The organism is Mesorhizobium sp. WSM4820, from assembly GCF_055811075.1.
Map to the genome: position 1 here is coordinate 87,957 of NZ_JBVVQN010000014.1, position 25,665 is coordinate 113,621.

Genomic DNA, 25,665 nt, shown 5'->3' on the forward strand with positions numbered 1-25,665 from the left:
TTCTGCCCAAAGTCTGCCCACGTAAATAGTGCTAGCGCGACGCGGTGTCAGACAGACGAGGAGACTTGGTGTATTGTGATCCCTACCTGGGCCGCATTTCAAAAATGAGCGACACGGAGAGCACCAAAAATAAAGTTTCACAAACGCGTAGGGAGGATACCGCGATGAATCTGCGACCAGACCCCACATTCTATCCGTCACCTCGGCTGGCTATGGAAGGGCCGCCGGAAACTCTGGCCTACACGTTGATGCTTAGCCCGGACTTCTCGCAACCCGACGGTTTGGCTGTGGTGAATGTCGATCCAAATTCGCCGGATTTCGGCAAGATCGTCCACACTGTGATCATGCCAAACAAGGGCGATGAGTTTCATCACTTCGGCTGGAATGCGTGTTCTTCGGCGCTATCACCACTGACTGGCCACGCCTTTTTGGAGCGTCGTTATCTGATCATTCCGGGCATTCGTTCGTCGCGCATCTACATAATTGATGTGAAGGGCGGGCCGACAGCCGCCAAGATTCACAAGATCATCGAACCCGCAGAAGTCTTTGCCAAGACGGGCTATTCCCGCCCGCATACGATCCACTGCGGACCCGAGGGCATCTATGTCTCGACCCTCGGCGGCGGTGGCAAGGACGGTACCGACGGTCCTCCGGGCATTTTCATCATGGATTGCCAGACCTTCGATGTCATTGGCCGCTATGAGATAGATCGTGGCGCCCAGGATAAGCACTACGATTTCTGGTGGAACCTGCCGCGCGACTACATGGTCAGTTCCGAATGGGCCCTGCCGCCGCAGTTCGAAAACGGCATCGTCCCTGAGGATCTACTGTCCAACAAGTACGGCCACCGCATGCATTTCTGGGATCTGCGTGCGCGTAAGAACATTCAGACCATCGATCTGGGCGCCAATCACCAAATGGCGCTCGAAATCCGCCCGGCGCATGATCCAGTCCAGCAATACGGCTTCTGCGGCGTTGTGGTCGATACCACCAATCTCGAAGGCTCGATCTGGACTTGGTGGCGCGACGCAGATGGCAAGTTCCAGGCCAAGAAGACGGCGGTCATCCCGCCTCAACCGGCCAATGCCGACGATCTGCCGGATCTTCTGAAGGGTTTCTCGGCGGTGCCCCCTCTGGTCACCGACATCGACCTCAGCCTCGACGACAAGTATCTCTATGTGGCTTGTTGGGGTACGGGTGAAATGCATCAATACGATGTCAGCGACCCGATGAAGCCGGTTCTGGCGGGCAAGGTCGAACTGGGTGGGATCGTCAAGAAGACCAAGCACCCCTGTGGCAAGGACTTCGGCTATGGGCCACAAATGGTCGAGATTAGCCGCGACGGCAAGCGTGTCTATTGGACCAATTCGCTCTATTCGACCTGGGACGATCAGTTCTATCCCGGTGAGCGCGGCGGGGCGATGGTGAAGGCCGATGTTGGCGCCAATGGTGGCCTGACGCTCGACACCAACTTCTTCGTCGAGTTCCCCAAAGGCTATCGAACGCACCAGATCCGGCTTGAAGGCGGCGACTGCTCTACCGACAGTTTCTGCTACCCATCGGCCTAGGTGTCGCCCGAACTCCTTTCGACCACAGCCGGCCTCTGGCTTGCTGTGGTCGCCAGCGGGATTTACCATGGCGTAAACCCGGGTATGGGCTGGCCGCTTGCTGTTTCGGCCGCCCTGATGGAACGGCGAGCCCATGCGCTGCCGGGCGCACTCCTGGCGCTGGCGTTCGGGCATCTTGTCGCCATGACGGTGGTCCTCTTGCCCTTCGCGCTAATGACCATGCTGGTTGATTGGCAAACCGAGATCCGCGTTGGCGCAGGTCTAATTGTCGTCGCGCTCGGAGTCTGGCTGCTCTTCAACCGGCGGCATCCTAGATTTCTGGCGCGCGTGCCGCCGTCGCGACTGGCGCTCTGGTCCTTTCTCGTCGCCGTCGCGCATGGCGCCGGCCTGATGCTGGTGCCGATCTACCTCGGCCTGTGCGGCGTCGTTGAAACGGATGCCGGGCACCGTGCCGCGACCGCCCTCATTGCACGAACTGCAGCGCTCTCGATCGGCGTGGCAGCGGTCCACACCGGCGCGATGATCACTGCGGGCGGCGCTTTGGCCTTCGGCGTCTATCGGTGGCTGGGATTAAGGTTTCTTTCGAAAAGCTGGTTTGATCTGGATGTGATCTGGGCGCTAAGCCTGGTTCTGGTCGGGGCGATCGGCGTGTTTTCCGCGCTCTAGTTGGTCACCACGATCCGCGTGTTGCGAAAGCCGGCCTGCCGCACCATCGAATAGAAGGCGGCGGCATTGGACGGGTGCAGCCGCACGCAGCCATGCGACGCCGGGCGCCCGAGAGATTTTACCGCCCCTGTGCCATGGATGGCATAGCCGCCACGGTAGAACACCGAATGAGGCATCGGCGACATGTCGTATTTGCGCGAATACCACATCCGTGCCGTTCGTTGCGGCCGGTAGCTGCCGCGCGGCGTGATATAGCCTTTGCGCGCCGTGGATACGCGCCATCGGTAGACCGCCCGGCCGTACCTTACAGTCATCGTCTGCGATGACACGTCGATTCTTGCAACCAGCTTGGCTGCCCAGCCCTCGACCGAAGAACCGAACAGCATCGTTGCCAGTGCCGCTGCCATGAGAACGGTCTTTTTCATGCGATCAAACCCCTTTGATTGCCCTTGCCTGCCTGCCTTCACGCTATTCTTCATCCTTTAATCGCAAGTGAATGAGGTAACCACACACCTCTGACGAATTCACCAATCCAAAGCAGCGAATTTGAACGATTTCCCGCGATAGTTGCCGTGGCGACATGTAACCACATAACTAGGGCGCGACCCGCCAACAGGCTTGCCAAAACGCACCGTTGGCTGCTCAATTCGTCGAATGAACGAACTCCTGCTGAAAGCGGTCGATGATCGGGTCGACGACCTGGTCGCGCTGACTGCGGACCTGATCCGCTTTCCGACTATCAACCCGCCCGGCGAGGCCTATCGGCCATGCGCCGAATACGTCGGAGCGCGGCTGAAGAAGCGCGGCTTCGAAGTCGAATTCATCCGCGCCGAAGGCACGCCCGGCGACACCGACCGCTACCCGCGCGTCAACGTCGTCGCCCGCTTCGATGGCCGCTCGCCCGGCGCCTGCGTGCATTTCAACTCGCATATCGACGTGGTTGAAGCCGGCGACGGCTGGAGCCTCGATCCCTTCGCCGGCATCGTCAGGGATGGCAAGGTCCATGGCCGCGGCGCCTGCGACATGAAGGGCGGCCTCGCCTCCTCGATCATCGCCGCCGAGGCCTTCATGGAGGTTTTCCCCGACTTCCCGGGCGCCATCGAGATTTCGGGCACGGTCGACGAGGAGTCCGGCGGCTTCGGCGGCGTCGCCCATCTGGCAAAGCTCGGCTATTTCTCCAAGCCGAAGGTCGACCACGTCATCATCCCCGAGCCGTTGAACAAGGATCGCATCTGCCTTGGCCATCGCGGCGTCTGGTGGGCGGAGATCGAGACCAAGGGCGAGATCGCGCACGGCTCGATGCCGTTCCTCGGCGACAATGCGGTGCGCCATATGGGCGCCCTGCTAAGGGCTTTCGAGGATGAGCTGTTCCCGGCGCTCGACCGCAAGGTGACGCGCATGCCGGTCGTGCCCGACGGGGCCAAGCGCTCGACCATGAACATCAACTCGATCCATGGCGGCCAGACCGAGGATTTCCGGCCTGGCCTGCCCTCGCCCAATGTCCCCGATTCCTGCCGGCTGACCATCGACCGCCGCTTCCTGCTCGAAGAGGATCTTGGCACGGTCAAGCGCGAGGTGACCGATATCCTCGACCGGCTGAAGCGCGAGCGCAAGAAATTCGACTACGAGATCCGCGATCTCATGGAGGTGCTGCCGCTGATGACCGAGCGCGATGCGCCGGTGGTCAAGGCGGTGGCGCGGGGCATCATGGAGGTATTCGACCGCGAGCCCGACTACGTGATCTCGCCCGGCACCTACGACCAGAAGCACATTGCCCGCATCGGCCACATCTACGACTGCATCGCGTATGGCCCGGGCATTCTCGACCTCGCCCACAGGCCCGACGAATGGGTGGGGATATCAGACATGGTCGAATCGGCCAAGGTGATGGCGATCGGGCTCAACGTGCTGCTGAGGGGCGCGGGCGCTCGGTAGCCGGTGATGGGCGGAAAAACATTCCTGCCGGCGCCGCCGGAAAGCACGAAACGCAATTTACTCCTTGGTGAAATCACGCTTCTATCCACCGGGTTTCGAGCATGTTTTTGAGCATTTCGGGAGTTGCACGATGAAATTGTGGAAAACCATTCTCACCGCTGCGGCCCTGGTGCTGGCCAACGGCGCTTCGGCGCTTGCCGCGCGCGATCTGGTCATCGGCATCACGCTCGAACCTCCGCATCTCGATCCGACCGCAGGTGCTGCGGCGGCGATCGACGAGGTGCTTTACGCCAACGTGTTCGAGGGGCTGACCCGCATCGGTGCGGACGGCGAGGTGCTGCCGGCTCTGGCCGAAAGCTGGACCGTTTCCGACGACGGCAAGGTCTACACCTTCAAGCTGCATAGCGGCGTGAAATTCCATGACGGCACTGACTTCAATGCCGACGACGTCAAATTCTCGCTCGACCGCGCCCGTGCCGACAACTCCGTCAACGCACAAAAGGGCCTGTTCGCCGCCATCGATACGGTCGAAATGGTCGATCCGGCGACGGTCAGGATCACGCTGAAGAACCCGCAAAGTTCGTTCCTCTACAATATGGGCTGGGGCGACGCGGTCATCGTCGCGCCGGAGACAGCCGACACCAACAAGGAAACGCCTGTCGGCACCGGCCCGTTCAAGTTCCAGACCTGGGCCAAGGGCTCGTCGATCACGCTGATCAGGTCCGACGCTTACTGGGGTGCCCCGGTCTCCCTCGACAAGGCCGAGTTCCGCATCGTCACGGATGCCGCAGCCGCCGTTCCGGCGCTGCTTTCCGGCGATGTTCAGGCCTTCCCGTTCTTCGATCCCGACAGCGTCGCCCAGATCCAGGGCGACCCGCGCTTCAAGGTGGTGATCGGCGCGACCGAGGGTGAGACCATCCTTTCGATGAACAACAAGAAGCCGCCTTTCGACCGGCTGCAGGTCAGGCAGGCGATTTCGTTTGCGCTCGACCGCAAAGCGATCATCGACGGCGCCTCGGCCGGCCTTGGCGTGCCGATCGGCTCGCACATGTCGCCTGCCAACAAGGCCTATGTCGACCTCACCGGTCTCTATCCGCACAATGTCGAGAAGGCCAGGGAACTCTTGAAGGAAGCCGGCCTGGAGAACGGCTTCAAGGCGACGCTGAAACTGCCGCCACCCCCCTATGCGCGACTTGGCGGCGAGATCATCGCGTCGCAGCTTCGCGATGTCGGCATCGATCTGCAGATCGTGCCGGTGGAATGGGCGCAGTGGCTGGACCAGGTCTTCACCAAGAAGGACTACGACCTGACCATCGTTTCCCACACCGAACCCAACGACATCGATATCTATTCGCGCAAGGATTATTACTTCAACTACGACAACCCGACCTTCGACAAGATCATCGCCGACCTGAACCTCACCTCCGATGAGGCCAAGCGCATGACGCTGCTCGGCGAGGCGCAGAAGATACTGGCCGACGATGCCGTGGTCGGCTTCCTCTACGAACTGCCGAAAGTCGGCGTCTGGGACGCCAAGCTCGAGGGTTTTTGGGCAAATGCGCCGATCCAGGCCAATGATTTGACCAAGGTGAAGTGGACGGAGTGAGGGGCTGCTGGCCAAAGGGGCGAAGCTTGCAGCCGGTGGCACCCCCCTCTGTCCTGCCGGGATGCCTGGCCCGAGCCGCAGGGCAATCGCTTCAGTTCTGCGCTGCCCCTCATCGCCCTGCCGGGCACTTCTCCCCGTATAGTGACGGGGAGAAGGACGCCTTCGCAAAGGATTTCGCCAATCTCCAGCGTTGCAGAAGGGGTGCCAAGGTTGCGGCCAGCCCCCTTCTCCCCGTCACTATACGGGGAGAAGGTGCCGGCAGGCGGATGAGGGGCGGCGCCGGCATTAACAGTTGGCCGGTCGAGCGCTATCTTTTGTCTGAAGCAACTGCCCTGCCGAGACCCGTGGCTCGGGCCGGCGCGTCCGGCAGGACAGACGGGGACGTGAAAGAGCACTGTCGCCGGGTCTTTGCGTCCCGCAGCGCTGCGGTCCTCCCCCCATGACCGCCTATCTCCTCAAGCGTCTTGCCATCGCGCTCATCACGCTGGTCCTGGCCTCGATGGTGGTCTTCGCCGTGCTGGAGATCATTCCCGGCGACCCGGCGCGGCTGATGCTGGGCATGAATGCCAGCGCCGACCAGGTCGAGTTGCTGCGCAACCAGATGGGCCTCAACGCGCCGCTCGCCGCGCGCTATCTGCACTGGGCCGGCGGCTTGCTGAGCCTCGATTTCGGCCGTTCCTACACCTATTCGGTGCCGGTCATCGACCTGGTCCGCGAGCGCATCGTGGTCTCGCTGCCGCTGGCCCTGATCGCGCTGGCGCTGTCCACCATCATCGCCATTCCGGTCGGGCTGTTTTCCGCCGGCCGGCACGGGCGGGCCGGCGACACGATCGCGATGGGCGCCGCCCAGCTTGGTGTTGCCGTGCCGAACTTCTGGTTTGCGCTGATGCTGATCTACCTGTTTGCCGTCTGGCTGCGGCTGGTGCCGGCCGGCGGCTTTCCGGGATGGAGCGCCGGCGTCTGGCCGGCGCTGAAATCGCTGGTCCTGCCGGCGATCGCGCTCGCTCTGCCGCAAGCGGCGATCCTCGCCCGAGTCACCCGCTCGGCGCTGGTCGAAGTGCTGAACGAGGACTATATCCGCACTGCCCGCGCCAAGGGCCTGCCCTATCGCGCGGTGCTGTGGCGGCACGCGCTGCGCAACGCGATGATCCCGGTGCTGACCATTCTCGGCCTGCAGTTCGCCTTCCTGCTCGCCGGCACCATCATCATCGAGAACGTCTTTTATCTCCCCGGCCTCGGCCGGCTGGTGTTCCAGGCGATCACCCAGCGCGACCTGATCGTCGTCGAAAGCGTCGTCATGCTGCTGGTCGCCGCCGTCATCGCCGTCAACCTGCTTGTCGATCTCTCCTATGCGGTCGTCGATCCGCGGCTGAGAAGCCGCCAATGACGCTGCGCTTCGATATCCCGGAGGAAAATTTTGCCGACATCCTCGTCAAGGCTTTCACCAACCGCTCGTTCCTCACCGGCTTCGTCATCACTGCACTTGTGGCGGCGGTCGCCATCGTCTCGTTCTTCTGGACGCCTTTTGACGTCACCAGGCTGATCATCGCCGACAAGACCCAGGCGCCCTCGCCGGCGCACTGGTTCGGCACCGATCATTTCGGCCGCGACATTTTTTCCATGATCATGGTCGGGGCCCGCAATTCGATCGCCGTGGCGCTGGTGGCGGTCGGTATCGGCATGGGCGTTGGCGTGCCGCTCGGCGCCCTTGCCGCGGCGCGCGGCGGCGTCATCGACGAGGCGGTGATGCGGCTGAACGATCTCGTCTTCGCCTTCCCTGCCCTGCTGTCGGCGATCATGATCACCGCCATCTTCGGCCCGGGCGCGCTCAACGCCATCATCGCCATCGGCATTTTCAACATCCCGGTCTTCGCCCGCGTCGCCCGGGCCGGAGCGCTGGCGATCTGGCCGCGCGAATTCATCCTCGCCGCGCGTGCCGCCGGAAAAGGCAAAGCACTGATCACCATCGAACACGTGCTGCCCAACATCGTTACTTTGCTCCTGGTGCAAGGCACCATCCAGTTCGCGCTCGGCATCCTGGCCGAAGCCGGACTTTCTTATGTCGGGCTCGGCACACAGCCGCCGATGCCGAGCTGGGGGCGGATGCTGTTCGACGCCCAGACGCGCATGGGGATGGCGCCGTGGATGGCGATCTTTCCAGGCATGGCGATCGTCGTCACCGTGCTTGGACTGAACCTGCTCGGTGACGGTATTGCCGACATCCTCGACCCAAAATCGCGGCGGCAGCGATGAGCCTGCTCGAAATCGAGAAATTGTCGCTGACGATCGGCGACACGCCGATCCTGAGGGATGTCGAGCTCGCCGTCGCGCCCGGCGAGGTGATGGGGCTGGTCGGCGAATCCGGCTCGGGCAAGTCGATCACGGCATTGACGGTGATGCGGCTTCTGCCCTGGGCGGCGCGCGCCAGCGGGCGCGTCGTCTTCGACGGCATCGACATCCTCGCGGCCCGCGAAGACCAGATGTGCGCGCTGCGCGGCGATGATATCGGCATGGTTTTCCAGGAACCGATGACGGCGCTGAACCCGGTCAAGACGATTGGCGAGCAGGTCGCCGAAGGCATCCGCTGGCACACCAGGGCAAGCCGCGCCGACGCCGAGGACCGCGCTCGAAAAATGCTCGACCGGGTCGGCTTGCCCGCAGCGCAATTCCCGCTGTCGCGCTATCCGCACGAGCTTTCCGGCGGCCAGCGCCAGCGCGTCGTCATCGCCATTGCCTGCGCGCTGAAACCAAAACTGCTGATCGCCGACGAGCCGACGACGGCGCTCGACGTCGTGCTGCAGGCGCAAATCCTCGACCTGTTGCGCGACCTGGTTTCAGAAAACCGCATGGGTCTGCTGTTGATCTCGCATGACCTCGCGGTGGTGACCGAAATGGCGGAGCGCATCACCATCCTGCGCCACGGCGAAGTGATGGAGGCCGGCGACACGGCGCGCACCTTGTCCGAGCAGCTTCATCCCTACACAAGACAACTTGCGCAGGCCTCGATGCATGTGCCGGCGCGTGCCAGGACAAACGAGGTCGGCAACCCCATGCTCCAGGCCAAGCCTCTTCTTCAGGTAGAGAGCGTGACGCGGGACTATCAGGGACGGCGCAAATCGCTGCTGCAGCGCGCGGTTCCGACCCGCGCCGTCGACGATGTCTCGTTCTCGATCGATCCTGGGCAGTCTGTGGCGCTGGTCGGGCGTTCCGGTTGCGGCAAGTCCACGCTTGCCCGCATGGTCCTGGCGCTGGACGGGCCGACATCGGGAACGATCCGGTTTCGCGGCGAAGTCATCACCGGCAAGAGCGAGGCTGAGCTCAAGCCGGCGCGCCGCGACATGCAGGTGGTGTTCCAGGACCCTTACGGCTCCTTCGATCCGCGCCAGAAGGTGGAAAAACTGGTCGCCGAGCCACTGCATGTCCTGGAGAAAAGGCCGACCAATGCAGAGCGGCGCGAGATGGTGGCAAAGGCCTTGCACGAGGTCGGCCTTGGTCCACGCGACATGGACAAATATCCGCACGAATTTTCAGGCGGCCAGCGCCAGCGCCTGTCGATCGCCCGCGCCATCATCACCCGCCCCAAGCTGGTCGTCGCCGACGAGCCGGTCTCGGCGCTCGACGTCTCGATCCGCGCCCAGATTCTCGATCTGTTCGCCGACCTCAACCAGAAGCTCGGCGTTGCCTATCTGTTCATCACCCACGATCTGACCGTTGCCCGCGCCATTACCGACCAGGTGATGATCATGCATGCCGGCAAGATCGTCGAGCGCGGCAGGACGAGCGACGTTCTCGACCATCCGCAGTCCGAAGCCGCCAAGGCGCTGGTCGCTGCGGCCCCGGACCTGCACCGCGCGATTGCCCGGCGGTTACAGGAACAGGGGTGAACAGCCGACCGTCGGGAGAGGCTTACTCTTCGGCCTTCACCACATCGGCCGGGCTGATGTCGAGCAAGTCGAGGGTGCGGCGCAAGAGCTGCATCTCTGTCCCGGCAAGTTGCGAATCGGCCTTGGCGATCTCGGCCATATGGCGGGCAAGCAGGCTGCGCCTCTCGACGTCGAGGTCACGGAACTGCGCGATGGCTTGCGAGCCGTTGGTCTCGTAGCCGAACTCGTTGAGATACTCGATGACGCTGTCGATGCTGGCTTCCGGAATGCCGAAGGCTTCCCGGCAGATGCGCCTGAAGGCGGCCATTTCACTCTCGTTGACCGTGCCGTCTGCCAAAATCATGCGAAACAGCATCAGCAGTTCCGCCGACAGCACCGGATCGTCCGCGACCTTGCGCACGCCGGGGTCGCCGTCGAAGATCGAGCGTATCTGCTCCAGCAATGCGAATGCCATCAGCGACCCCTTTCCGATTCGTTGCAAATAGGTAGCGCGGAATCGGCCTTGCGCAAATGGTCGGCTGTGGTGGAGAACGCCATATTTTCCCACTGGCCGGAAGCCCCCTCCCGCAACCCATCGCATGTTCGATCTCGCCATCCAGACCCGTCGTCGTCCTCGGCGCCTCCTTCAACGTTCCGGAGTAGGTGCTGTCCGCAAAACTGCCGATCTCCCCCCTTGCGGGGGAGATGCCCGGCAGGGCAGAGGGGGGTGCTGTCCCTCCGACCTGTCAACCAGTTTAGCCAAGCCCTCAGGCTGTTTCCGGTTGGGATGGATAAAGCCGAAGTTGGCGATCCTTCCCACCCCCCTCTGTCCTGCCGGACATCTCCCCCGCAAGGGGGGAGATTGGATGTCGCTTCAGCTTTCGCCAACCATCAGCGCTGGAAGGCAGCGCAAACCTGAAGCAATGCCTTGAACCCGCTGCGCACGCTGATTGGTGTGTGAACGAGGCGCCTGATAGGATGCGGTTGTACGAATCATGTCGGAGGAGCCACACATGAATCTCAGTGCGCCTACGCAGCTTATTTTCATCATATCCCTTGTTATCGCCATCATCGGTCTTCTCGCCGCTCTCGGCGTTTTTGCGTTCATTCCCCTGGCCGCGGTGTGGATCGTCCTCATTGCTTATGTCGTGCTTGCCGGCGGCTGCCTGGTTCGCGGCGCTTAAGCCCTCAGATCTCTCAGGCAACTCGGAGCGCCCGGCCACAGGCGGGCGCTTTTGATTCTGAGGGTTGGTCTGCTACCATCCGCGGGCGGAGGAAAGCTCATGTCTGCCCAGAGCGAAGACGGCAGCAACCAGCACAGTCCTGGCCTCGACCGGTTCGAGATGGTTCGGCGTGCGCCTGGCCCTTGGCTCCAGGGTTCAGTCACTGACATCTGCGGCTACCGCGAAACCATGCCCGGCCGTTTCCGCAACGTCGAATACGCATCGCTGACCGTGCCGCTGGTCATCAGCTTTGCCGAACCCTTCGCCATCGGGCTCGGCAAGGAGCCGGGCGACAACGACCGCTTCGCCAGTTTCGCCGCCGGCCTCTATGCCGGTCCGGTGGTGATCGAATCCCGCGGCGGCGCCTGCTGCATCCAGGTCAATTTCACCCCGCTCGGCGCCCGACGCTTCTTCGGCCTTGCGATGAGCGAACTGACCGACCGCATGGTCGGCCTCGACGATGTGCTCGGGATCGAAGGCATCGCGCTGCGCGAAAGACTTGGCAATGCGCACGGCTGGAGCGCACGTTTTGCAATCGTCGAGACGTTCGTCGCCGCGCGGCTGACTGACGCCCGCGAAATGCAGGCCGAAATCGCCTGGGCCTATAACCGGATCATCGTCTCGGGTGGCCGCATTCGCGTCGCATCGCTCGCCGACAGGCTGGGCTGGAGCCGCAAGCATCTCGCGGGAAAATTCTCCAACGCGATCGGCGTCGGCCCCAAGACGCTGTCGCGCATCGTCCGCTTCAACCGGGCGCTCGGCCTGTCAAGGCAGGACAAATCCGATTGGGCTGATATCGCCGCCGATTGCGGCTATGCCGACCAGGCGCATCTGGTGCGCGAATTCCGCGACCTTGCCGGCGAAACGCCGACGGCGCTGGCCGCCCAGGCATAGAGGCGCAGGTAACATTTCTTCAAGACGTGGGAAAAGCCTTCGCCCAGACTGGATTATCGTCCAATCCAATTGAAGGAGATCGCCATGACCATATCAGTCGAACCGCCCAGGCTCTATCCGACCTTGCGCTACCGCAATGCCGCGAAAATGATCGACTGGCTGGGTGAAGCCTTCGGCTTTGCCGTTCATGCCCGCTACGGCGAAGGCGACATCGTCCAACACGCCGAACTGACTTTCGGCTCCTCGATGATCATGCTGGGCACCGCACGCGACGACAAGTTTGGCCAGATGGTCGGCGCACCTGGCCCCGGTGGCGGCAGATCGATCTATGTTGCCGTCGACGATGCCGATGCCGCTTATGCCAGAGCAAAAAAGGCCGGCGCCGAAATACTGGAAGAGCTCACCGACCGCGACTATGGCAGCCGCGAATTCATCTGCCGCGATCCGGAAGGCAATGTCTGGTCGTTCGGCACCTATTGGCCAAAGGCCGGTGAGCCCGCCAGCTAACGCGCCAGACCAAAGATGGCGTCGCAGTCGAGGTGGGTTTCCAGTTCGGCTGCGACCTCGTCCAATGCCCGTTCGACCTCGGCGCGATAATCGATGCCGCCGCCTTTGACGCCGAGATTTTCCAGGAATTTCGCCCGAAAAGCGTCGGCGGAAAACAGCCCGTGCAGATAGGTCCCCGACACCTTGCCGTCGGCGGAGACGGCGCCGTCATCGGCGCCGTTGATGACGGAGGACGGCCGCAGCGTGTCGGGACCGGTGGTGCGGCCGAGATGGATCTCGTAGCCCTCGAGCGGCAGGTCGAACTGGACCGAGCGCGCGCTGACATTGCGCACCGTCTTTTCCGGTTGCATCACCGTTTCGACGTCGAGCAGGCCGAGCCCCTCGGTCTCGGTGGCGCTGCCCTCGATGCCGTCGGGATCGCGCACGACACGGCCGAGCATCTGGAAGCCGCCGCAGATGCCGACGACGTGGCCGCCGCGCTTGCGGTGGGCGACAAGGTCGCGGTCCCAGCCATTCTCGCGGAATCTTAGCAGATCGCCGATCGTCGACTTCGAGCCGGGAATGACCACCAGCCCAGCGTCGGCCGGCAAATGCTGGCCGGGCGGCACGAAGACGACCACGACCAGCGGCTCGGCCTTGAGCGGGTCGAGGTCGTCGAAATTGGCGATGCGCGAAAGCATCGGCACGGCCACCTTCAGCGCGCGCTTCTCGCCGGACGCCAGGCGTTCGAGCACAACCGAATCTTCCGAGGGCAGCCGCGCCGCCGCCTTCAGCCACGGCACGACGCCAAAACAGCGCCAGGCGGTGAAGCTCTCGATCGCCTTGATGCCGTCATCGAACAGCGAGATATCGCCGCGGAACTTGTTGATGAGATAGCCGACGATCATGCGCCGGTCCTCTTCCGGCAAGATCAGATGGGTGCCGGCGACCGAGGCGATGACGCCGCCGCGATCGATGTCGCCGACCAGAATCACCGGCACGTTGGCGCGCGTCGCAAAGCCCATATTGGCAATGTCGCGGCTCCTGAGATTGATCTCGGCCGGCGAGCCGGCGCCTTCGACGATGACGAGGTCGGCACCCTCGCCGACCTTGGCCCAGGAGTCGAGCACGGCATCCATCAGCCGGGCTTTCAGCGCCTGGTAGTCGCGTGCCCGCGCCTCGCCGAACACCTTGCCCTGCACCACCACTTGGGCGCCGATATCGGTCTGCGGCTTGAGCAGCACCGGGTTCATATGGACGGTGGGCACAACGCCGCAGGCGATCGCCTGCAGCCATTGGGCGCGGCCGATCTCGCCGCCGCGTCTGTCGCCCGGTATATAGGCGACGGCGGCGTTGTTCGACATGTTCTGCGGCTTGAACGGCCGCACCTTCAGCCCACGCTTTTTCGCCACGCGGCAGAGGCCCGCGACCAGCACCGTCTTGCCGACATCGGAGCCTGTGCCCTGCAGCATGATCGCCTTGGCCGCCATTAATTCCTGCCCTGTGAAACGCTGCCGGTGATCGTGGATTTCGCGGCCAGTGGTCCGCCGCGCCAGATGTAGAGCGCCAGCAGAGGCTCCTTGCCGGTGCGCATGGCATGGCTGACATCAGAGGCATGGTGGATCACCTCACCCGCCTCTCGCTTACGAAAGTCGTCTTCGTCCATGCGCCATTCGGTGCCGCCGGTCAGCGGAATGTAGATCTCCTCGGCGACATGATGGTGGTCGGGATAGACGATTTCAGGTCCGAGGATCAGCAAGCCGGCCGCGACCTCGTCGTTGACGAAATGGCCGCGTGTGCCGAAGACCTCCAGCCAGCCGTACTTGTCGATGAATGTCTTGCCGAGATCCGCCTCGCTGTAGGTCTGCCCCCAGCGCAGCTCGCCGCGACGCTCCGCAAGCAGCCGCGCCAACGGCTGGGCGTTGGCCGGAGCGAGCTCGACGATGCGGTCGAGCTGGCGCAGGCAGGTAAGCGGACGCGGCTCGAGCGGACGCGCCGGCATGGCCCAGCCGATCCGGGCCACCGCATCGCGCACCAGCGCATCATCGAATGTTTCGAGCGTGGCGTGGAACCTTTCAAGCAGCTCATCGAAATTTGTCGTCACGCCCTGCCCCAGACACGCATTATCACACAGCCGCCCCCAGATCGTTGGATGGAGCTAGTCGGCTTGCGCGGCGGCATCATTGGTCTAGATTGAACCGCGCGCAAAGCCAAAAACGACAGGCCGGCCGGCCGAAGACATCACGGAGCACGCCATGGACGCCGCTGTCGATGCGGGCACCAGCCAGTTCGAACTCAACGAGGACCAGCGCGCCATCCAGCAAATGGCCGAGGCCTTCGCTGCCGATCGCGTTGCGCCGAACGCGCTCGACTGGGACCGCAACAAGCATTTTCCGGCGGACGTGATCCGCGAGACTGGCCCGCTCGGGCTTGGCGGCATCTATGTCAGTGACGATGTCGGCGGCTCAGCGCTCGGCCGGCTCGACGCGGTGCTGATCTTCGAGGCGCTTTCGCGCGCCGATCCGGCCTTCTCCTCCTTCATCTCGATCCACAATATGGTGGCTTCGATGATCGACCGCTTCGGCAGCGACGAACAGCGCCAGCACTTCCTGCCGAAGCTGACCTCGATGGAATGGCTGGCGAGCTATTGCCTGACCGAGCCGGGTTCGGGATCGGATGCTGCGGCGCTGAAGACGCGTGCGGTGAGGAGCGGCGGCGACTATGTGCTGAACGGCGTCAAGCAGTTCATTTCGGGCGCCGGCGACAGCGACCTTTACATCGTCATGGCGCGCACCGGCGCCGACGGTCCGAAGGGCATTTCGACCTTCGTCGTGCCGAAAGATGCGCCCGGCCTGTCTTTCGGCGCCAACGAGCACAAGATGGGCTGGCACATGCAGTCGACCCGCCAGGTCGTCTTCGAGGACTGCAAGGTGCCGGTTGAAAACCTGCTCTCGGACGAAGGCGCCGGCTTCGGCATCGCCATGGCAGGGCTCGACGGCGGCCGGCTCAACATCGCCGCCTGTTCGCTGGGCGGGGCGCAATCGGCGCTCGACAAGGCGCTGTCCTACACCGCCGATCGCAAGGCCTTCGGAGCCAAGATCAACCAGTTCCAGGCGCTGCAATTCAAGCTGGCCGACATGGAGACCGAGTTGCAGGCAGCACGGATATTCCTTTACGCCGCTGCCTCGAAGCTCGACCGCAAGGCCCCGGACGCCTCGAAATGGTCGGCGATGGCGAAGCGCTTCGTCACCGACGTCGGCTTCAACGTTGCCAACGACGCGCTGCAACTGCATGGCGGCTATGGCTATCTGCACGATTACGGCATCGAGAAGCTGGTGCGGGATTTGCGCGTTCACCAGATTCTCGAAGGCACCAACGAGATCATGCGCGTCATTATCGCGCGCGCGCTGATTGGGCGGCAGTAGGGCAGTAGGCAGTAGGCAGTAGAAATGACCGGCAAGATCAGTTCGTACAAGGATCTCATCGTTTGGCAGCAGGCGATGGATCTGGCCGTCACCACCTACGCCTTGACCAAGGCATGGCCAAAAGAGGAATTGTATGGGTTGACCAGCCAGATCCGCCGCTCGGCGACCTCTATCCCTGCAAACATCGCGGAAGGTTATGGCCGAGACAACAGGGGCTCTTATCAGCAATTTCTCCGGATAGCCCAAGGGTCGTTGAAGGAATTCGAGACGCACCTCCAGATCGCTGAACGCATTGGCCTAGCTACGCAAGATCAAGCTTGTCAGGTGCTGCTAGCGACCGAGGGCATCGGAAAAATGCTTCGCCAACTTATTAGCAAACTCGCGCCCGCGCCCGAATAGGCTGCTACCGCCTACTGCCTACTGCCTACTGCCTAACCTAACCACGGAGTGCCATCATGACCACCATCGCCTTCATCGGCCTCGGCAATATGGGCAATCCGATGGCAGCCAATCTCGTCAAGGCTGGATATGCCGTTCACGGCTTCGACCTGATCCCGGAAAATCTCGCCAACGCCAAGGAGCATGGGGTCGTCGTCATGGCCAATGCCGTTGCCGCGGTGAAGGAGGCCGATGTGGTCATCACCATGCTGCCGGCCGGCAAACACGTTCTGTCGGTCTATGAAGACATCGTGCCAAAAGCGAAAAAAGGCGCGCTGTTCATCGATTCGTCGACCATCGACGTCGAATCGGCACGAAAAGCCCACGCCATTGCCGCCAGACACAAGCTGCTGTCGATCGACGCGCCGGTTTCCGGCGGCACCGGCGGCGCCGCCGCCGGCACGCTGACCTTCATGGCCGGCGGCGCGAAGGAAGCTTTTGCCAAGGCCGAACCAATCCTCAAGCCGATGGCCGGCCGCATCGTCCATTGCGGCGATGACGGCGCCGGACAGGCGGCAAAGATCTGCAACAACATGATCTTGGGCATTTCGATGATCGGCGTCGCCGAAGCCTTCGTTCTGGCGGAAAAGCTCGGCCTGTCGCACCAGGCGCTGTTCGACGTCGCCTCGAACTCGTCGGGCCAGTGCTGGTCGCTGACCACCTACTGCCCGGTCCCTGGTCCGGTGCCGACATCGCCGGCCAACAATGGCTACAGGCCGGGGTTTGCCGCGGCACTGATGCTGAAAGACCTGAAACTGTCGCAGGAAGCCGCGCAAAGCGCCGGTGCGGTGACGCCGCTGGGCGCCGAGGCCGCCCAGCTTTATGCGCTGTTCAACGCCCAGGGGCATGCCGCTGCCGACTTCTCCGGCATCATAAATTTCCTGCGCGGCACCCCGGCGTAATGCATGTCGCCCAAAAGCGTGCCCTTCAGACGCGACGCGCTTTCAGCCTCGAACTCGACCGGCTTTCGTTTCCGGCAAGAAACGCGGAAATTTAGATTTGCTTAAACTATCGATAACCACCCGGTAACGATGTCCCTGTAGAACGGAGTGCGAGGCGGCCTATCGCAACCGCCCGGCGCTCCGGATCAGGTCTCGCGTACCGGAGCCCGTAAGTTTCGCCAAGTGTTCAGTCAGCGAAGCGCCATGCGTATCTGGCAAAGCCGCGTTCCCGATGGAGCGCGGTTTTTGCATTTCGCATTCTTCAACGACAGTGAGACGATCGCCCTGGCGCGTCTCCAGACGGTCGTCGGCCTGGTGGCGGCGGTCCTGACCGACGTCGACCCACAGATGGTCGCTGCAACGCTCCCCAGCCCGGCAGGGCTATCGCAGGTGGATGGCCGAGGTTTTCGCTCTACGACGGAACCCCCACCCCTGACCCCTCCCCACAGGGGGGAGGGAGACTTCCGCTGGCGCGGACCTTGGCAACTTGCCTGCCTTCGGCGCCAAAGGGGAGAAATAAAGGCGCGCGGCAGCTTCCCTCCCCCTTGTGGGGAGGGTTAGGGTGGGGGTCCTCTTCGCAAGAATCCAAATGCGATTGCCCTGCCCCGCGCGAGGGTTCGGTGAGCGCGATCAGAGATCTCCTGAAGCGCATCAGTCCTGTGGCAAGATTGTCGACAGGCTCACGACCGCATCCGCGCTGACGTGGAGATCAAGCGGCTTGAGCCGACATCATTGAAACCTTCTGATTTCCAAGCCGTTATCGCCGGTATGTCCGGGGCTAAATCCAAGCCGAAATCGGTCTCCAAATCACGCGATGCCGAGAAGTCGCGCCAGGAGAAGCAATCGACCGTCGAAGCCGCGTCTGAGACCGTCGGCGCGGCCCCGCCGCCGCTGGAGTTCGTCGAACCCGATCCGGAGCTGACCCCTGAGGAGGCCGAGCAGGCGCGCAAGAGATACTTGCTGAGGCGTTTCTGGATCAGCGCGCGCGGTTACTGGGGCCGCGGAGGCGATAGGCGGGCTTGGCCGTACACGATCGGGTTATTGCTCCTGATCGTCATCAATGTCGGCTTCCAGTATGGGATCAATGTCTGGAATCGCGCAATTTTCGATGCCCTTGAGCAACGCAATGCGCGCACCGTCTATGTCCTGAGCGCCGTTTTCGTGCCGCTCGTGCTCGGAAGCGGAAGCCTTGTCGTTGCACAGGTCTTCCTTCGCATGACGATGCAGCGCCGCTGGCGTTCCTGGCTCACCAACGCGGTCATCGCGCGGTGGCTTGCAAGCGGCCGCTACTTTCAGTTGAACCTCGTCGGCGGCGACCACCAGAACCCTGAAGCACGCGTCACGGAGGATTTGCGGATTGCCACCGAATCCCCGGTCGACTTCATCGCCGGTGTCATCAACGCGTTTCTGTCGGCCTCGACCTTCATCGTGGTGCTCTGGACGATCGGCGGGGCCCTGACCCTGACGATCGCAGGTTCGACGGTGACCATTCCCGGCTTTCTCGTCATCACCGCGGTGCTCTATGCGGCGATCACATCCACCTCGATGGCGGTCATTGGCCGCCATTTCGTCCACCTCTCCGAGGAAAAAAATCAGGCGGAAGCCGAATTCCGCTACACGCTGACGCGCGTGCGGGAAAACGGCGAGAGTATCGCATTGCTCGGCGGCGAGGAGGAAGAGCGCAGCGGCATAGACAAGACGTTCGCCTATGTGCTCAGGCAATGGGCGCTCCTTACAGGTCAGCACATGCGCACAGCGCTGGTATCGCAGGGGGCGAGTCTGTTTGCGCCTGTCGTGCCGGTTTTGCTTTGCGCTCCAAAGTTTCTCGAAGGCGGCATGACACTTGGCCAGGTCATGCAGGCTGCCTCTGCCTTTGCCATCGTGCAGGGCGCGTTCGGATGGCTGGTCGACAACTACCCCCGTCTCGCCAATTGGAACGCCTGTGCACGGCGCATCGCCTCGCTGATGATGTCGCTCGACGGGCTCGAGCGCGCGGAACAGAGCAACACGCTCGGACGCATAAAGCGCGGCGAAGCTGCAGGCGATGCGATGCTCAGCCTGAACAATCTGTCGGTGTCGCTCGACGACGGCACCGCCGTGGTCAAGGAAACCAAGGTCGTGATCGAATCAGGCGAGCGGGTGCTCGTCGCCGGCGAATCCGGCTCAGGCAAGAGTACGCTGGTGCGGGCCGTCGCAGGTCTGTGGCCGTGGGGCGGCGGCAGCGTCAACATCCACGCCGACAGACGGCTGTTCATGTTGCCGCAACGGCCTTATGTCCCCACCGGGACGCTTCGCCGCGCAGTCGCCTATCCAGGCGCCGCCGATCGCTGGACGCTGGACGAGATCAAGGCTGCCCTCGACAAGGTCGGGCTCGATTATCTGAACGACAAGATCGAGGACGACGCGCCATGGGACCAGACCCTCTCGGGTGGCGAAAAGCAGCGGCTCGCCTTCGCGCGTCTTCTGCTGCACAGCCCCGATATCATCGTGCTGGATGAAGCAACGTCAGCACTCGATGAAAAGAGCCAGGACAAGATGATGGAGATGATCGTTCACGAATTGCCGAAGGTCACCATCATAAGCGTGGCACATCGCGCCGAGCTGGAAGCCTTTCATAGCCGCAAGATCACCTTGGAGCGGCGCGAGGGCGGCGCAAAGCTTGTCAGCGATATCGATCTTGTGCAGCGCAAGAGAAGACGGAACTTGCTTGAGCGGTTTATGCGGCGCCGGCGCGCCGCACCGAAGCGCAGCACGACCTCGAGCAAAGCGGCGCTGCCCGAGACAAAAAAGTGAAATCCGCCGATCGGGCCTTGGTGAGCGGCTCCTCCGGCTGGCAGAATCCGGCATTCAAACGCCGGGCGTCCGGTTGCAGGACGCCCGGCGATCGTTTTATCTCACAGCTTGCGCAAATCCGCCTGCGCCAGATCAAGCGCCTTGGCGATGCGGCCGCAGGCCATATCGATCGTCTCGCGCGTCCAGATCAACGGCGGCGACAGGATCATCGTATCGCCGGTGGCGCGCAGCATCATGCCTTGGGCAACTGCGTGGTCGCGAACAGTCACGGCCGCGCTCCCGGCCGGCAGGAAGCGCGCCTTGGTCGCCTTGTCGCTGACGATCTCGATCGCCCCCATCAGGCCGATCGAGCGCACCTCGCCGACCAGATCGTGACCGCCGACGTGCTCCTGCAGCGCCTTGGCGAAATAGGGTCCGGTGTCGTTCTTGACCCGATCGACCAAACCCTCCCGCTCGATGATCTCGAGGTTCTTCAGCGCCACGGCACAGGCCACGGGGTGGCCGGCATAGGTATAGCCGTGATTGAACTCGCCGCCCTTCTCGACCAGCGTCGCGGCGATGCGGTCACCGACCAGCAGCGCCGACAGCGGCTGATAACCGGAGGTCAGCGCCTTGGCGGTGGTGATGGTATCGGGCTCGATGTCGAAGGTCTGAGCTGCGAACCATTCGCCGGTGCGGCCATAGCCGGTGATGACCTCGTCCAGCATCAGCAGTATATCGTATTTGCGGCAGATGCGCTGCACTTCCGGCCAATAGCTCATCGGCGGTATCTTCACGCCGCCTGCTCCCATCACCGGCTCGCCGATGAAGGCGGCGACCTTGTCGGTGCCGGCTTCGAGGATGGCATCCTCGACGGCCTTGGCCGCGCGCAGGCCGAAATCATGGTCGCTTTCGCCGGGCAGAGCCAGCTCATAGGCATAAGGCATCATCACATGGACGATGTTGGGAACCGCGCCGTTGAGCTGCTTGTGCATCGGCTCCATGCCGCCCAGCGACGTGCCGGCGATGGTCGAGCCGTGATAGGCGCTCTTGCGCGAGATGATGCGGTTCTTCTCCGGCTTGCCTTCCAATGCCCAATAGTGGCGCACGAGGCGCAGCGCCGTGTCGTTGGCCTCCGAACCGGACGAGCCGAAGAACACCTGGTTGACATGCTTCGGCGCCAGTTCCGCCAGCTTTTTGGCCAGCAGCACCGGTGTCGGGGTCGAGCATTTGAAAAAGGAATTGTAATAAGGCAGTTCCTTCATCTGGGCGTAAGCGGCGTCGGCCAGCTCATCGCGGCCGTAACCGATGTTGACGCACCACAGTCCGGCCATGCCGTCGAGGATTTCCGTGCCTTCGGAATCGTAGATGAACGGCCCGTTGGCGTGGGTGATGATGCGTGAGCCGGCCTCGCGCATCTCCTTGTGGTCGGTAAACGGATGAAGGTGATGCGCAGCATCGATCTGCTGAAGCTGCTTCAGCGAATAATTCTGATAGGTCATGTCTGATCTTTCCTCTTGAACCAATCCGGCAATTGCAGACAATCCGGCAATTGCAGCGGGGGCGGATTCGTCAGAGGAAGGCGGGCGGCGAATAGCCGATGCGGGCGCAAAGCCGCAAAAGCTCGGCGCGAAGCGTGCGCGGCGACGGCGTCACCGCCACCCCAAACGCGCATGATGCCTTCATCCAAGCCATGCAGCATCTTAGGCGGTCTGATGCGATCAGTTCAAGCCGTTCCGTCAAGCCGTTCCGGTCAGCGCTCGTTGCAGGAAGACATACTTCATCGCCGCCTGTGCCGCTTGCGGCCGGCGATCGCCGCGCCCGCCATGGCCGCCCTCGGTCTCCTCGAAAAACAGCGTCTTCGCGTGGCCGGCAGCCTGCAGCCGCGCCGCCATCTTGCGCGCATGGCCGGGATGGACGCGGTCGTCGGCGGTCGATGTCGTCAGCAGCACCGGCGGATAGGCGGCATCGGGCTCGACATGCTGATAAGGCGAGTAAGCCGCCAGCGACGCGGCCTCTTCCGGCTTGGCCGGATCGCCATACTCGGCCATCCAGGATGCGCCGGGCGGCAGTTCGGTGTAGCGCAGCATGTCGAGCAGCGGCACGTCGATGATCACCGCGCCGAAAAGCTCCGGATGCTGGGTCAGCGAAACGCCGGTTAGCAAGCCGCCATTCGAGCCGCCCTGGATGCCGAGCGTCGCCGGCGTGGCGATGCCGCGCTTCACCAGGTCTTGCGCGACCGCGGCGAAATCGTCGAAGGCGTTCTGGCGATTGGCCTTGAGCGCGGCCTGATGCCAGTTCGGACCGAACTCGCCGCCACCGCGGATATTGGCCTGCACATAGGCATTGCCCTTTTCCAGCCACAGCCGGCCGCGCACGCCGGCATAGCCGGGCAGCAGCGGCACTTCGAAGCCGCCATAGCCGTAAAGCAGCGTCGGCACCGGCCCGTCCTGGTCGCGCCGCCTGACGACGAAATAAGGGATTTTGGTGCCGTCCTTCGAGCGTGCCTCGAACTGTTCCGAGACCAGCGACGACGCATCGAAACGCGCCGGCTGCGATTTCACCGTTGCCAGCATCGCTGCATTGTCGTCCGACCAGATGATCGAGCTCGGCGTCAGGAAATCGGTGAAGGAGAAGGACACGCTGGAGCCGAAACGCTCGGCGTGGCTGATGCCGACACTGCCGTTTTCGGGCAGCGCCACCGGCTGCAGCGACCAGCCGCTGCCGCTGCGATCGCAGGCGACGACCTTGCCGCGCACATTGTCCATCAGATTGATGAACAACCGGTCCCGCGTGCGGGCAATGCCGGCAATCGAGACACGATCCGCCGGCTCGAGCACGGTCTCGACAGGCGCCAGCGCATTGGTCTCGATCCAGCGCGCGAAGTCCAGCGAATAGAGGCCATCAGGCTTGCACAGCGTGCCGTTCGGCGCCGTCCACGGGCTGCGCACTCCAAAGACGAACTGATCCCTGAACAGCACCGCGTCGGTCACGTCGTCCGGCAACGGGATGCGCCTGTTTTCGCCGGAAGGCAGACGCAGAAAACTGTGCGAGGCAAAGAAATCGAGCGTCCGGGTCAGCAACAGATGCCGCTCGTCGCCGTCGAATTCGAGGGAACCGCCGGCGGCGAGATCCTGCTTCTGCGCCTCGAAAATCGGCGTCGCATCCTCCAGCCTGGTGCCGCGCTGCCAAAGCTTGACCACGCGCGGATAACCGGACTGGGTTTTTTCGTCCTCTTCGAAGGCAGCCGAGACGATGACCGTGTCCTTGTCCAGCCAGTTGAAGCCCGACTTCGAGGCAGGAGCACGAAAGCCGCCCTCGACAAAGGACTTGCTGTCGATGTCGAATTCGCGCATTTCGCTGGCGTCGCCGCCATCCGGCGACAGGCTGAGCAGGCAGCGGCTGAAATCGGGGTAAAGCCGGCTGGCGCCGCTGAACACCCATTTCACACCGTCTTTGGCTGACAGACTGTCGAAATCGATGATCGCCTCCCATTCCGGCTTCTCGGTCTTGTAGGAAGCGACCGGAGTGCGCCGCCAGAGGCCGAGCACGTTGGCCTTGTCCTGCCAGAAATTATAGACGTGGCCGTTGAGCGCAGACCCGACGGCAATGTTGTCCTCGGCCGTCATCAGGTCCAGTGCGGTTTGGTAGCAGGTCTGGTAGGATGGATCGCCCTGCAACTCGGCGACCGTGATCTCGTTCTGACGGTGAACCCAGTCGAGCGTTTCCTTGCCCGTTCTGTCCTCCAGCCAGAGAAAGGGATCCTCAGTCGCCGAATTGGGACGCGTCTTTGTGTTCGAACTGGTCATGTGGTCTCCGATAAGTTCGTCAAGGCTCGGCAACGTCGTCTTGCCACTATCGGTATTCAACTTGGAACGCAAAAGGAGCCATTGCGCCGTTGGCCTCCTAAGGTGGGGCCGCCTGCCGCCCGCAGGCCACGAGGAAGTCCATGCGACATCTGTACATTGCCAAAGAGAAGTTCGGTCCTTTCAGCGGCACTGCGTGGACCATGTACATAAACTGGTCCGGCCTCACCCAATTAAGCGAGGTCGTCTCACTCGATGGAATGCTCGGGCCGGTCGCGCTGGGAGAGGTAAAGGACAGCTACTGGCCCCATATTGTTAACGAGGACTACATGCTCGATTTCTTTGTGGACCTGGACTTCCTCCTTTCGGAGTTGGCCGATCCGGGCGACTTGAATGTCCTTAATGTGATCCGAAGACCATCGCTTGACGTGCGTTCACTCGACTGGAGCGGATTTACCTTCCTGGGCTACGACTTGTTGGATCAAGACGTCTCCATAAGCGCTCTGACCAACTGCGGAGGATTTCCTGACGTGTTTGCGAACACGGAACTGTCCGATGTTGGATTGATACCCGATTTTGATCGTGCCGTTGAAATTCGAGACCTTCTACGCAGGATGCATCCCTCTGAACACCATGCCGAATGTGATTTATGGGCGATTTCCAGATGGCAAGGAAATGAAGGCACCTCGCAATTGTATTAATGCATGTCGCGCAAAAGTGTGCAGCGGTTTTGCGGTAACGACATGCATAAAAACAACAACCTAAAGCGCGTCGCATCAGACGCGACGCGCTTCAGACCGCTCGCCCCCGCAATACGGTTGTGACCGCCAACGCCAGACAAATGGCGCCAAGCGTGATCGGCAGGCCGTCCGCACCGAGAATATCCATGGCGCCGCCCGCCAGCGGCGGCACGGCGATGCCGCCGACGCCCCACATTAGCGAGAAGGCAGCGTTGCCGGCGACCAGTGCCGAGCCGGTGAACCGCTCGCCAAGCTCGATGATCGACATCGTGTAGATGCCGTAGGAAACCGCACCCCAGACAAACACGCACGGCCAGATCAGCGGCGTCTCGATGAGAACCGGCAACAGCACGCATCCAAGCACCGTTAGCGATACACAGATAAATCGCACCAGACGCGCCGTCAGCCGTTCCGCCAGCAGGCCGAGCGGCACCTGCATGGCGATGTTGCCGGCGATCATGACAGACAGCAGCGCCGACATGCGCGCCTCCGCGATGCCATAATGCGCTCCGTAGACCGGCAGCAGTGCCAGCACCCCCTGTTCGAAACCGGCGGCCACCACCACCGCCGACAGCAGCAGCCATGCCATCGGCATGAACCCCATCACCGAAACCTGGTGCCCGGCTTCATCGACCTTTGGCAGCCGTCCCAGCACCAGCGCCAGGCAGGCGCCGCAAAAGACGAATGCGGTGATGCCGACGAGAAACGGCGGCCATCCTTCGGTGCCGACCGCAAGCAGGCACAGCGGGCCGGCCGCGAAACCTGCCGAAATGACTGTAGAATAGATGCCCATCACGCGACCGCGGCGCGCCGGAGGCGCCAGCGCGATCACCCAGATCTCGCTCAGCACATAGAGCGGATTGGTCACCACGCCGATCAGGAAGCGCAGTGGAAACCAGAGATAGACATTTTGCGTCCAGCCGATCAGCGCCAGCATGATGGCGGAAAGGGCCGCGCAGGTCAGCGCCGTGCGCCCTGCCCCGAACCGGCGCGCCAGCGCCGGGATAAGCGGCGACGAGACGATAAAGCCGACCGGCGTCATTGCCGCCGACAGGCCGATCATGGCCGGCGAGACGCCCTGGCGCTGCAGGATGAAGCTCAGCAGCGGGTAGCTCAGCCCTTGCGCGATGGCGAACACCGAAACGGTGGCGATCACGCCGGTGATCGCCGCCCACTGCATTGTCTGGTCGCTGTTCTGTTCCGCCCGGTCCATGATCCGCACCACGAAGCCTGCACGATTAGCGTTTCGGCGGCGTGCCGGGAAGCACCGGCGGCAGGAACCGCTTGCGCCAGCCAGAGCAT

The 25,665-nt window shown here is 62.7% G+C and carries 23 protein-coding genes; 15 read left to right on the plus strand and 8 right to left on the minus strand.

What is annotated here, in order from left to right; genetic code table 11:
- Positions 1–164 precede the first annotated feature (164 nt).
- Together AC0L2R_RS22220 and AC0L2R_RS22225 are read left to right on the plus strand one after the other, a co-directional pair.
- On the plus strand, positions 165–1,568 hold the full coding sequence (locus AC0L2R_RS22220) for a selenium-binding protein SBP56-related protein (protein WP_473511668.1): 1,404 nt from the start codon (positions 165–167) through the stop codon (positions 1,566–1,568).
- Positions 1,569–1,685: 117 nt separating this feature from the next.
- Positions 1,686–2,234 (plus strand): hypothetical protein, encoded by a 549-nt coding sequence (locus AC0L2R_RS22225; protein ID WP_473511562.1) that lies wholly within the window; start codon positions 1,686–1,688, stop codon positions 2,232–2,234.
- On the opposite strand, the gene AC0L2R_RS22230 is transcribed toward AC0L2R_RS22225, so the two are convergent.
- The gene (locus AC0L2R_RS22230) at positions 2,231–2,659 is read right to left on the minus strand and encodes a L,D-transpeptidase (protein WP_023802989.1); all 429 of its coding nucleotides are present in this window, start codon (positions 2,657–2,659) and stop codon (positions 2,231–2,233) included. The genes AC0L2R_RS22225 and AC0L2R_RS22230 overlap by 4 nt on opposite strands.
- Positions 2,660–2,888: 229 nt before the next feature.
- Between AC0L2R_RS22230 and AC0L2R_RS22235 the strand changes: the two genes are divergently transcribed.
- The 5 genes from AC0L2R_RS22235 to AC0L2R_RS22255 all read left to right on the plus strand — a co-directional run bounded on the left by AC0L2R_RS22235 (position 2,889) and on the right by AC0L2R_RS22255 (position 9,659).
- Positions 2,889–4,169, plus strand: a complete 1,281-nt coding sequence (locus AC0L2R_RS22235) for an acetylornithine deacetylase/succinyl-diaminopimelate desuccinylase family protein (protein ID WP_473511563.1) — start codon at positions 2,889–2,891, stop codon at positions 4,167–4,169.
- Between the two features lie 130 nt (positions 4,170–4,299).
- Positions 4,300–5,775 (plus strand): ABC transporter substrate-binding protein, encoded by a 1,476-nt coding sequence (locus AC0L2R_RS22240; RefSeq protein ID WP_473511565.1) that lies wholly within the window; start codon positions 4,300–4,302, stop codon positions 5,773–5,775.
- Positions 5,776–6,214: 439 nt separating this feature from the next.
- Positions 6,215–7,162: an ABC transporter permease gene (locus tag AC0L2R_RS22245; protein ID WP_473511566.1), complete on the plus strand. Its 948-nt coding sequence runs from the start codon at positions 6,215–6,217 to the stop codon at positions 7,160–7,162.
- Positions 7,159–8,028 (plus strand): ABC transporter permease, encoded by an 870-nt coding sequence (locus AC0L2R_RS22250; RefSeq protein ID WP_473511567.1) that lies wholly within the window; start codon positions 7,159–7,161, stop codon positions 8,026–8,028. Before AC0L2R_RS22245 ends, AC0L2R_RS22250 begins: the two co-directional genes overlap by 4 nt.
- Entirely contained in the window at positions 8,025–9,659 is a 1,635-nt protein-coding gene (locus AC0L2R_RS22255; RefSeq protein WP_473511568.1) for an ABC transporter ATP-binding protein, read from the plus strand. Before AC0L2R_RS22250 ends, AC0L2R_RS22255 begins: the two co-directional genes overlap by 4 nt.
- A 22-nt stretch (positions 9,660–9,681) precedes the next feature.
- Here AC0L2R_RS22255 and AC0L2R_RS22260 read toward each other — a convergent pair whose 3' ends face one another.
- On the minus strand, positions 9,682–10,113 hold the full coding sequence (locus tag AC0L2R_RS22260) for a TerB family tellurite resistance protein (RefSeq protein ID WP_023802995.1): 432 nt from the start codon (positions 10,111–10,113) through the stop codon (positions 9,682–9,684).
- 538 nt (positions 10,114–10,651) lie between these two features.
- Here AC0L2R_RS22260 and AC0L2R_RS22265 point away from each other — a divergent pair.
- The 3 genes from AC0L2R_RS22265 (at position 10,652) to AC0L2R_RS22275 (ending at position 12,262) form a co-directional block, all read left to right on the plus strand.
- Complete coding sequence (locus AC0L2R_RS22265) at positions 10,652–10,822, plus strand: hypothetical protein (RefSeq protein ID WP_023798964.1); 171 nt, start codon at positions 10,652–10,654, stop codon at positions 10,820–10,822.
- Between the two features lie 99 nt (positions 10,823–10,921).
- The gene (locus AC0L2R_RS22270) at positions 10,922–11,755 is read left to right on the plus strand and encodes a helix-turn-helix domain-containing protein (RefSeq protein WP_473511569.1); all 834 of its coding nucleotides are present in this window, start codon (positions 10,922–10,924) and stop codon (positions 11,753–11,755) included.
- An 84-nt stretch (positions 11,756–11,839) separates the two neighbouring features.
- Entirely contained in the window at positions 11,840–12,262 is a 423-nt protein-coding gene (locus AC0L2R_RS22275) for a VOC family protein (protein WP_473511570.1), read from the plus strand.
- Here AC0L2R_RS22275 and AC0L2R_RS22280 read toward each other — a convergent pair.
- The gene (locus AC0L2R_RS22280; protein WP_473511571.1) at positions 12,259–13,731 is read right to left on the minus strand and encodes a cobyric acid synthase; all 1,473 of its coding nucleotides are present in this window, start codon (positions 13,729–13,731) and stop codon (positions 12,259–12,261) included. The two genes, AC0L2R_RS22275 and AC0L2R_RS22280, sit on opposite strands and share 4 nt — an antisense overlap.
- Positions 13,731–14,345, minus strand: a complete 615-nt coding sequence (locus AC0L2R_RS22285; RefSeq protein ID WP_473511572.1) for a dimethylsulfonioproprionate lyase family protein — start codon at positions 14,343–14,345, stop codon at positions 13,731–13,733. Before AC0L2R_RS22285 ends, AC0L2R_RS22280 begins: the two co-directional genes overlap by 1 nt.
- Positions 14,346–14,496: 151 nt before the next feature.
- Here AC0L2R_RS22285 and AC0L2R_RS22290 point away from each other — a divergent pair, with 151 nt between their 5' ends.
- The 4 genes from AC0L2R_RS22290 to AC0L2R_RS22305 all read left to right on the plus strand — a co-directional run bounded on the left by AC0L2R_RS22290 (position 14,497) and on the right by AC0L2R_RS22305 (position 19,838).
- Positions 14,497–15,666 carry an isobutyryl-CoA dehydrogenase gene (locus AC0L2R_RS22290; RefSeq protein WP_473511573.1) on the plus strand — a complete coding sequence of 390 codons (1,170 nt, stop codon included), beginning with the start codon at positions 14,497–14,499 and terminating at the stop codon, positions 15,664–15,666.
- A 24-nt stretch (positions 15,667–15,690) separates the two neighbouring features.
- A complete protein-coding gene (locus tag AC0L2R_RS22295) occupies positions 15,691–16,065 on the plus strand; it encodes a four helix bundle protein (protein ID WP_473511574.1) in 375 nt (124 codons plus the stop codon).
- A gap of 56 nt (positions 16,066–16,121) precedes the next feature.
- Positions 16,122–17,006 (plus strand): 3-hydroxyisobutyrate dehydrogenase, encoded by an 885-nt coding sequence (gene mmsB / locus AC0L2R_RS22300; RefSeq protein ID WP_027154477.1) that lies wholly within the window; start codon positions 16,122–16,124, stop codon positions 17,004–17,006.
- Between the two features lie 807 nt (positions 17,007–17,813).
- Entirely contained in the window at positions 17,814–19,838 is a 2,025-nt protein-coding gene (locus AC0L2R_RS22305) for an ABC transporter ATP-binding protein/permease (protein WP_473511669.1), read from the plus strand.
- Between the two features lie 101 nt (positions 19,839–19,939).
- On the opposite strand, the gene AC0L2R_RS22310 is transcribed toward AC0L2R_RS22305, so the two are convergent.
- The 3 genes from AC0L2R_RS22310 to AC0L2R_RS22320 form a co-directional block, all read right to left on the minus strand.
- Positions 19,940–21,319, minus strand: coding sequence for an aspartate aminotransferase family protein (locus AC0L2R_RS22310; RefSeq protein WP_473511575.1), 1,380 nt, complete (start codon positions 21,317–21,319; stop codon positions 19,940–19,942).
- Between the two features lie 70 nt (positions 21,320–21,389).
- On the minus strand, positions 21,390–21,512 hold the full coding sequence (locus AC0L2R_RS22315) for a capsid protein (RefSeq protein ID WP_091599613.1): 123 nt from the start codon (positions 21,510–21,512) through the stop codon (positions 21,390–21,392).
- A 44-nt stretch (positions 21,513–21,556) separates the two neighbouring features.
- Entirely contained in the window at positions 21,557–23,626 is a 2,070-nt protein-coding gene (locus AC0L2R_RS22320) for a prolyl oligopeptidase family serine peptidase (RefSeq protein WP_473511576.1), read from the minus strand.
- A gap of 140 nt (positions 23,627–23,766) precedes the next feature.
- On the opposite strand from AC0L2R_RS22320, the gene AC0L2R_RS22325 reads away from it, so the two are divergent.
- Positions 23,767–24,324, plus strand: coding sequence for a hypothetical protein (locus AC0L2R_RS22325; RefSeq protein ID WP_473511577.1), 558 nt, complete (start codon positions 23,767–23,769; stop codon positions 24,322–24,324).
- A gap of 91 nt (positions 24,325–24,415) precedes the next feature.
- Here AC0L2R_RS22325 and AC0L2R_RS22330 read toward each other — a convergent pair whose 3' ends face one another.
- Positions 24,416–25,576 carry an MFS transporter gene (locus AC0L2R_RS22330; RefSeq protein WP_473511578.1) on the minus strand — a complete coding sequence of 387 codons (1,161 nt, stop codon included), beginning with the start codon at positions 25,574–25,576 and terminating at the stop codon, positions 24,416–24,418.
- Between the last annotated feature and the right edge of the window lie 89 nt (positions 25,577–25,665).

Coding starts and splice junctions, on each gene's coding strand:
- AC0L2R_RS22295 (WP_473511574.1), top strand. CDS start 15,691: ATGACCGGCAAGATCAGTTCGTACAAGGATCTCATCGTTTGGCAGCAG.
- mmsB (WP_027154477.1), top strand. CDS start 16,122: ATGACCACCATCGCCTTCATCGGCCTCGGCAATATGGGCAATCCGATG.
- AC0L2R_RS22250 (WP_473511567.1), top strand. CDS start 7,159: ATGACGCTGCGCTTCGATATCCCGGAGGAAAATTTTGCCGACATCCTC.
- AC0L2R_RS22265 (WP_023798964.1), top strand. CDS start 10,652: ATGAATCTCAGTGCGCCTACGCAGCTTATTTTCATCATATCCCTTGTT.
- AC0L2R_RS22330 (WP_473511578.1), bottom strand. CDS start 25,576: ATGGACCGGGCGGAACAGAACAGCGACCAGACAATGCAGTGGGCGGCG.
- AC0L2R_RS22230 (WP_023802989.1), bottom strand. CDS start 2,659: ATGAAAAAGACCGTTCTCATGGCAGCGGCACTGGCAACGATGCTGTTC.
- AC0L2R_RS22280 (WP_473511571.1), bottom strand. CDS start 13,731: ATGGCGGCCAAGGCGATCATGCTGCAGGGCACAGGCTCCGATGTCGGC.
- AC0L2R_RS22310 (WP_473511575.1), bottom strand. CDS start 21,319: ATGACCTATCAGAATTATTCGCTGAAGCAGCTTCAGCAGATCGATGCT.
- AC0L2R_RS22275 (WP_473511570.1), top strand. CDS start 11,840: ATGACCATATCAGTCGAACCGCCCAGGCTCTATCCGACCTTGCGCTAC.
- AC0L2R_RS22320 (WP_473511576.1), bottom strand. CDS start 23,626: ATGACCAGTTCGAACACAAAGACGCGTCCCAATTCGGCGACTGAGGAT.
- AC0L2R_RS22290 (WP_473511573.1), top strand. CDS start 14,497: ATGGACGCCGCTGTCGATGCGGGCACCAGCCAGTTCGAACTCAACGAG.
- AC0L2R_RS22315 (WP_091599613.1), bottom strand. CDS start 21,512: ATGGCTTGGATGAAGGCATCATGCGCGTTTGGGGTGGCGGTGACGCCG.
- AC0L2R_RS22305 (WP_473511669.1), top strand. CDS start 17,814: ATGTCCGGGGCTAAATCCAAGCCGAAATCGGTCTCCAAATCACGCGAT.
- AC0L2R_RS22235 (WP_473511563.1), top strand. CDS start 2,889: ATGAACGAACTCCTGCTGAAAGCGGTCGATGATCGGGTCGACGACCTG.
- AC0L2R_RS22260 (WP_023802995.1), bottom strand. CDS start 10,113: ATGGCATTCGCATTGCTGGAGCAGATACGCTCGATCTTCGACGGCGAC.
- AC0L2R_RS22245 (WP_473511566.1), top strand. CDS start 6,215: ATGACCGCCTATCTCCTCAAGCGTCTTGCCATCGCGCTCATCACGCTG.
- AC0L2R_RS22270 (WP_473511569.1), top strand. CDS start 10,922: ATGTCTGCCCAGAGCGAAGACGGCAGCAACCAGCACAGTCCTGGCCTC.
- AC0L2R_RS22255 (WP_473511568.1), top strand. CDS start 8,025: ATGAGCCTGCTCGAAATCGAGAAATTGTCGCTGACGATCGGCGACACG.
- AC0L2R_RS22325 (WP_473511577.1), top strand. CDS start 23,767: ATGCGACATCTGTACATTGCCAAAGAGAAGTTCGGTCCTTTCAGCGGC.
- AC0L2R_RS22225 (WP_473511562.1), top strand. CDS start 1,686: ATGGAACGGCGAGCCCATGCGCTGCCGGGCGCACTCCTGGCGCTGGCG.
- AC0L2R_RS22240 (WP_473511565.1), top strand. CDS start 4,300: ATGAAATTGTGGAAAACCATTCTCACCGCTGCGGCCCTGGTGCTGGCC.
- AC0L2R_RS22220 (WP_473511668.1), top strand. CDS start 165: ATGAATCTGCGACCAGACCCCACATTCTATCCGTCACCTCGGCTGGCT.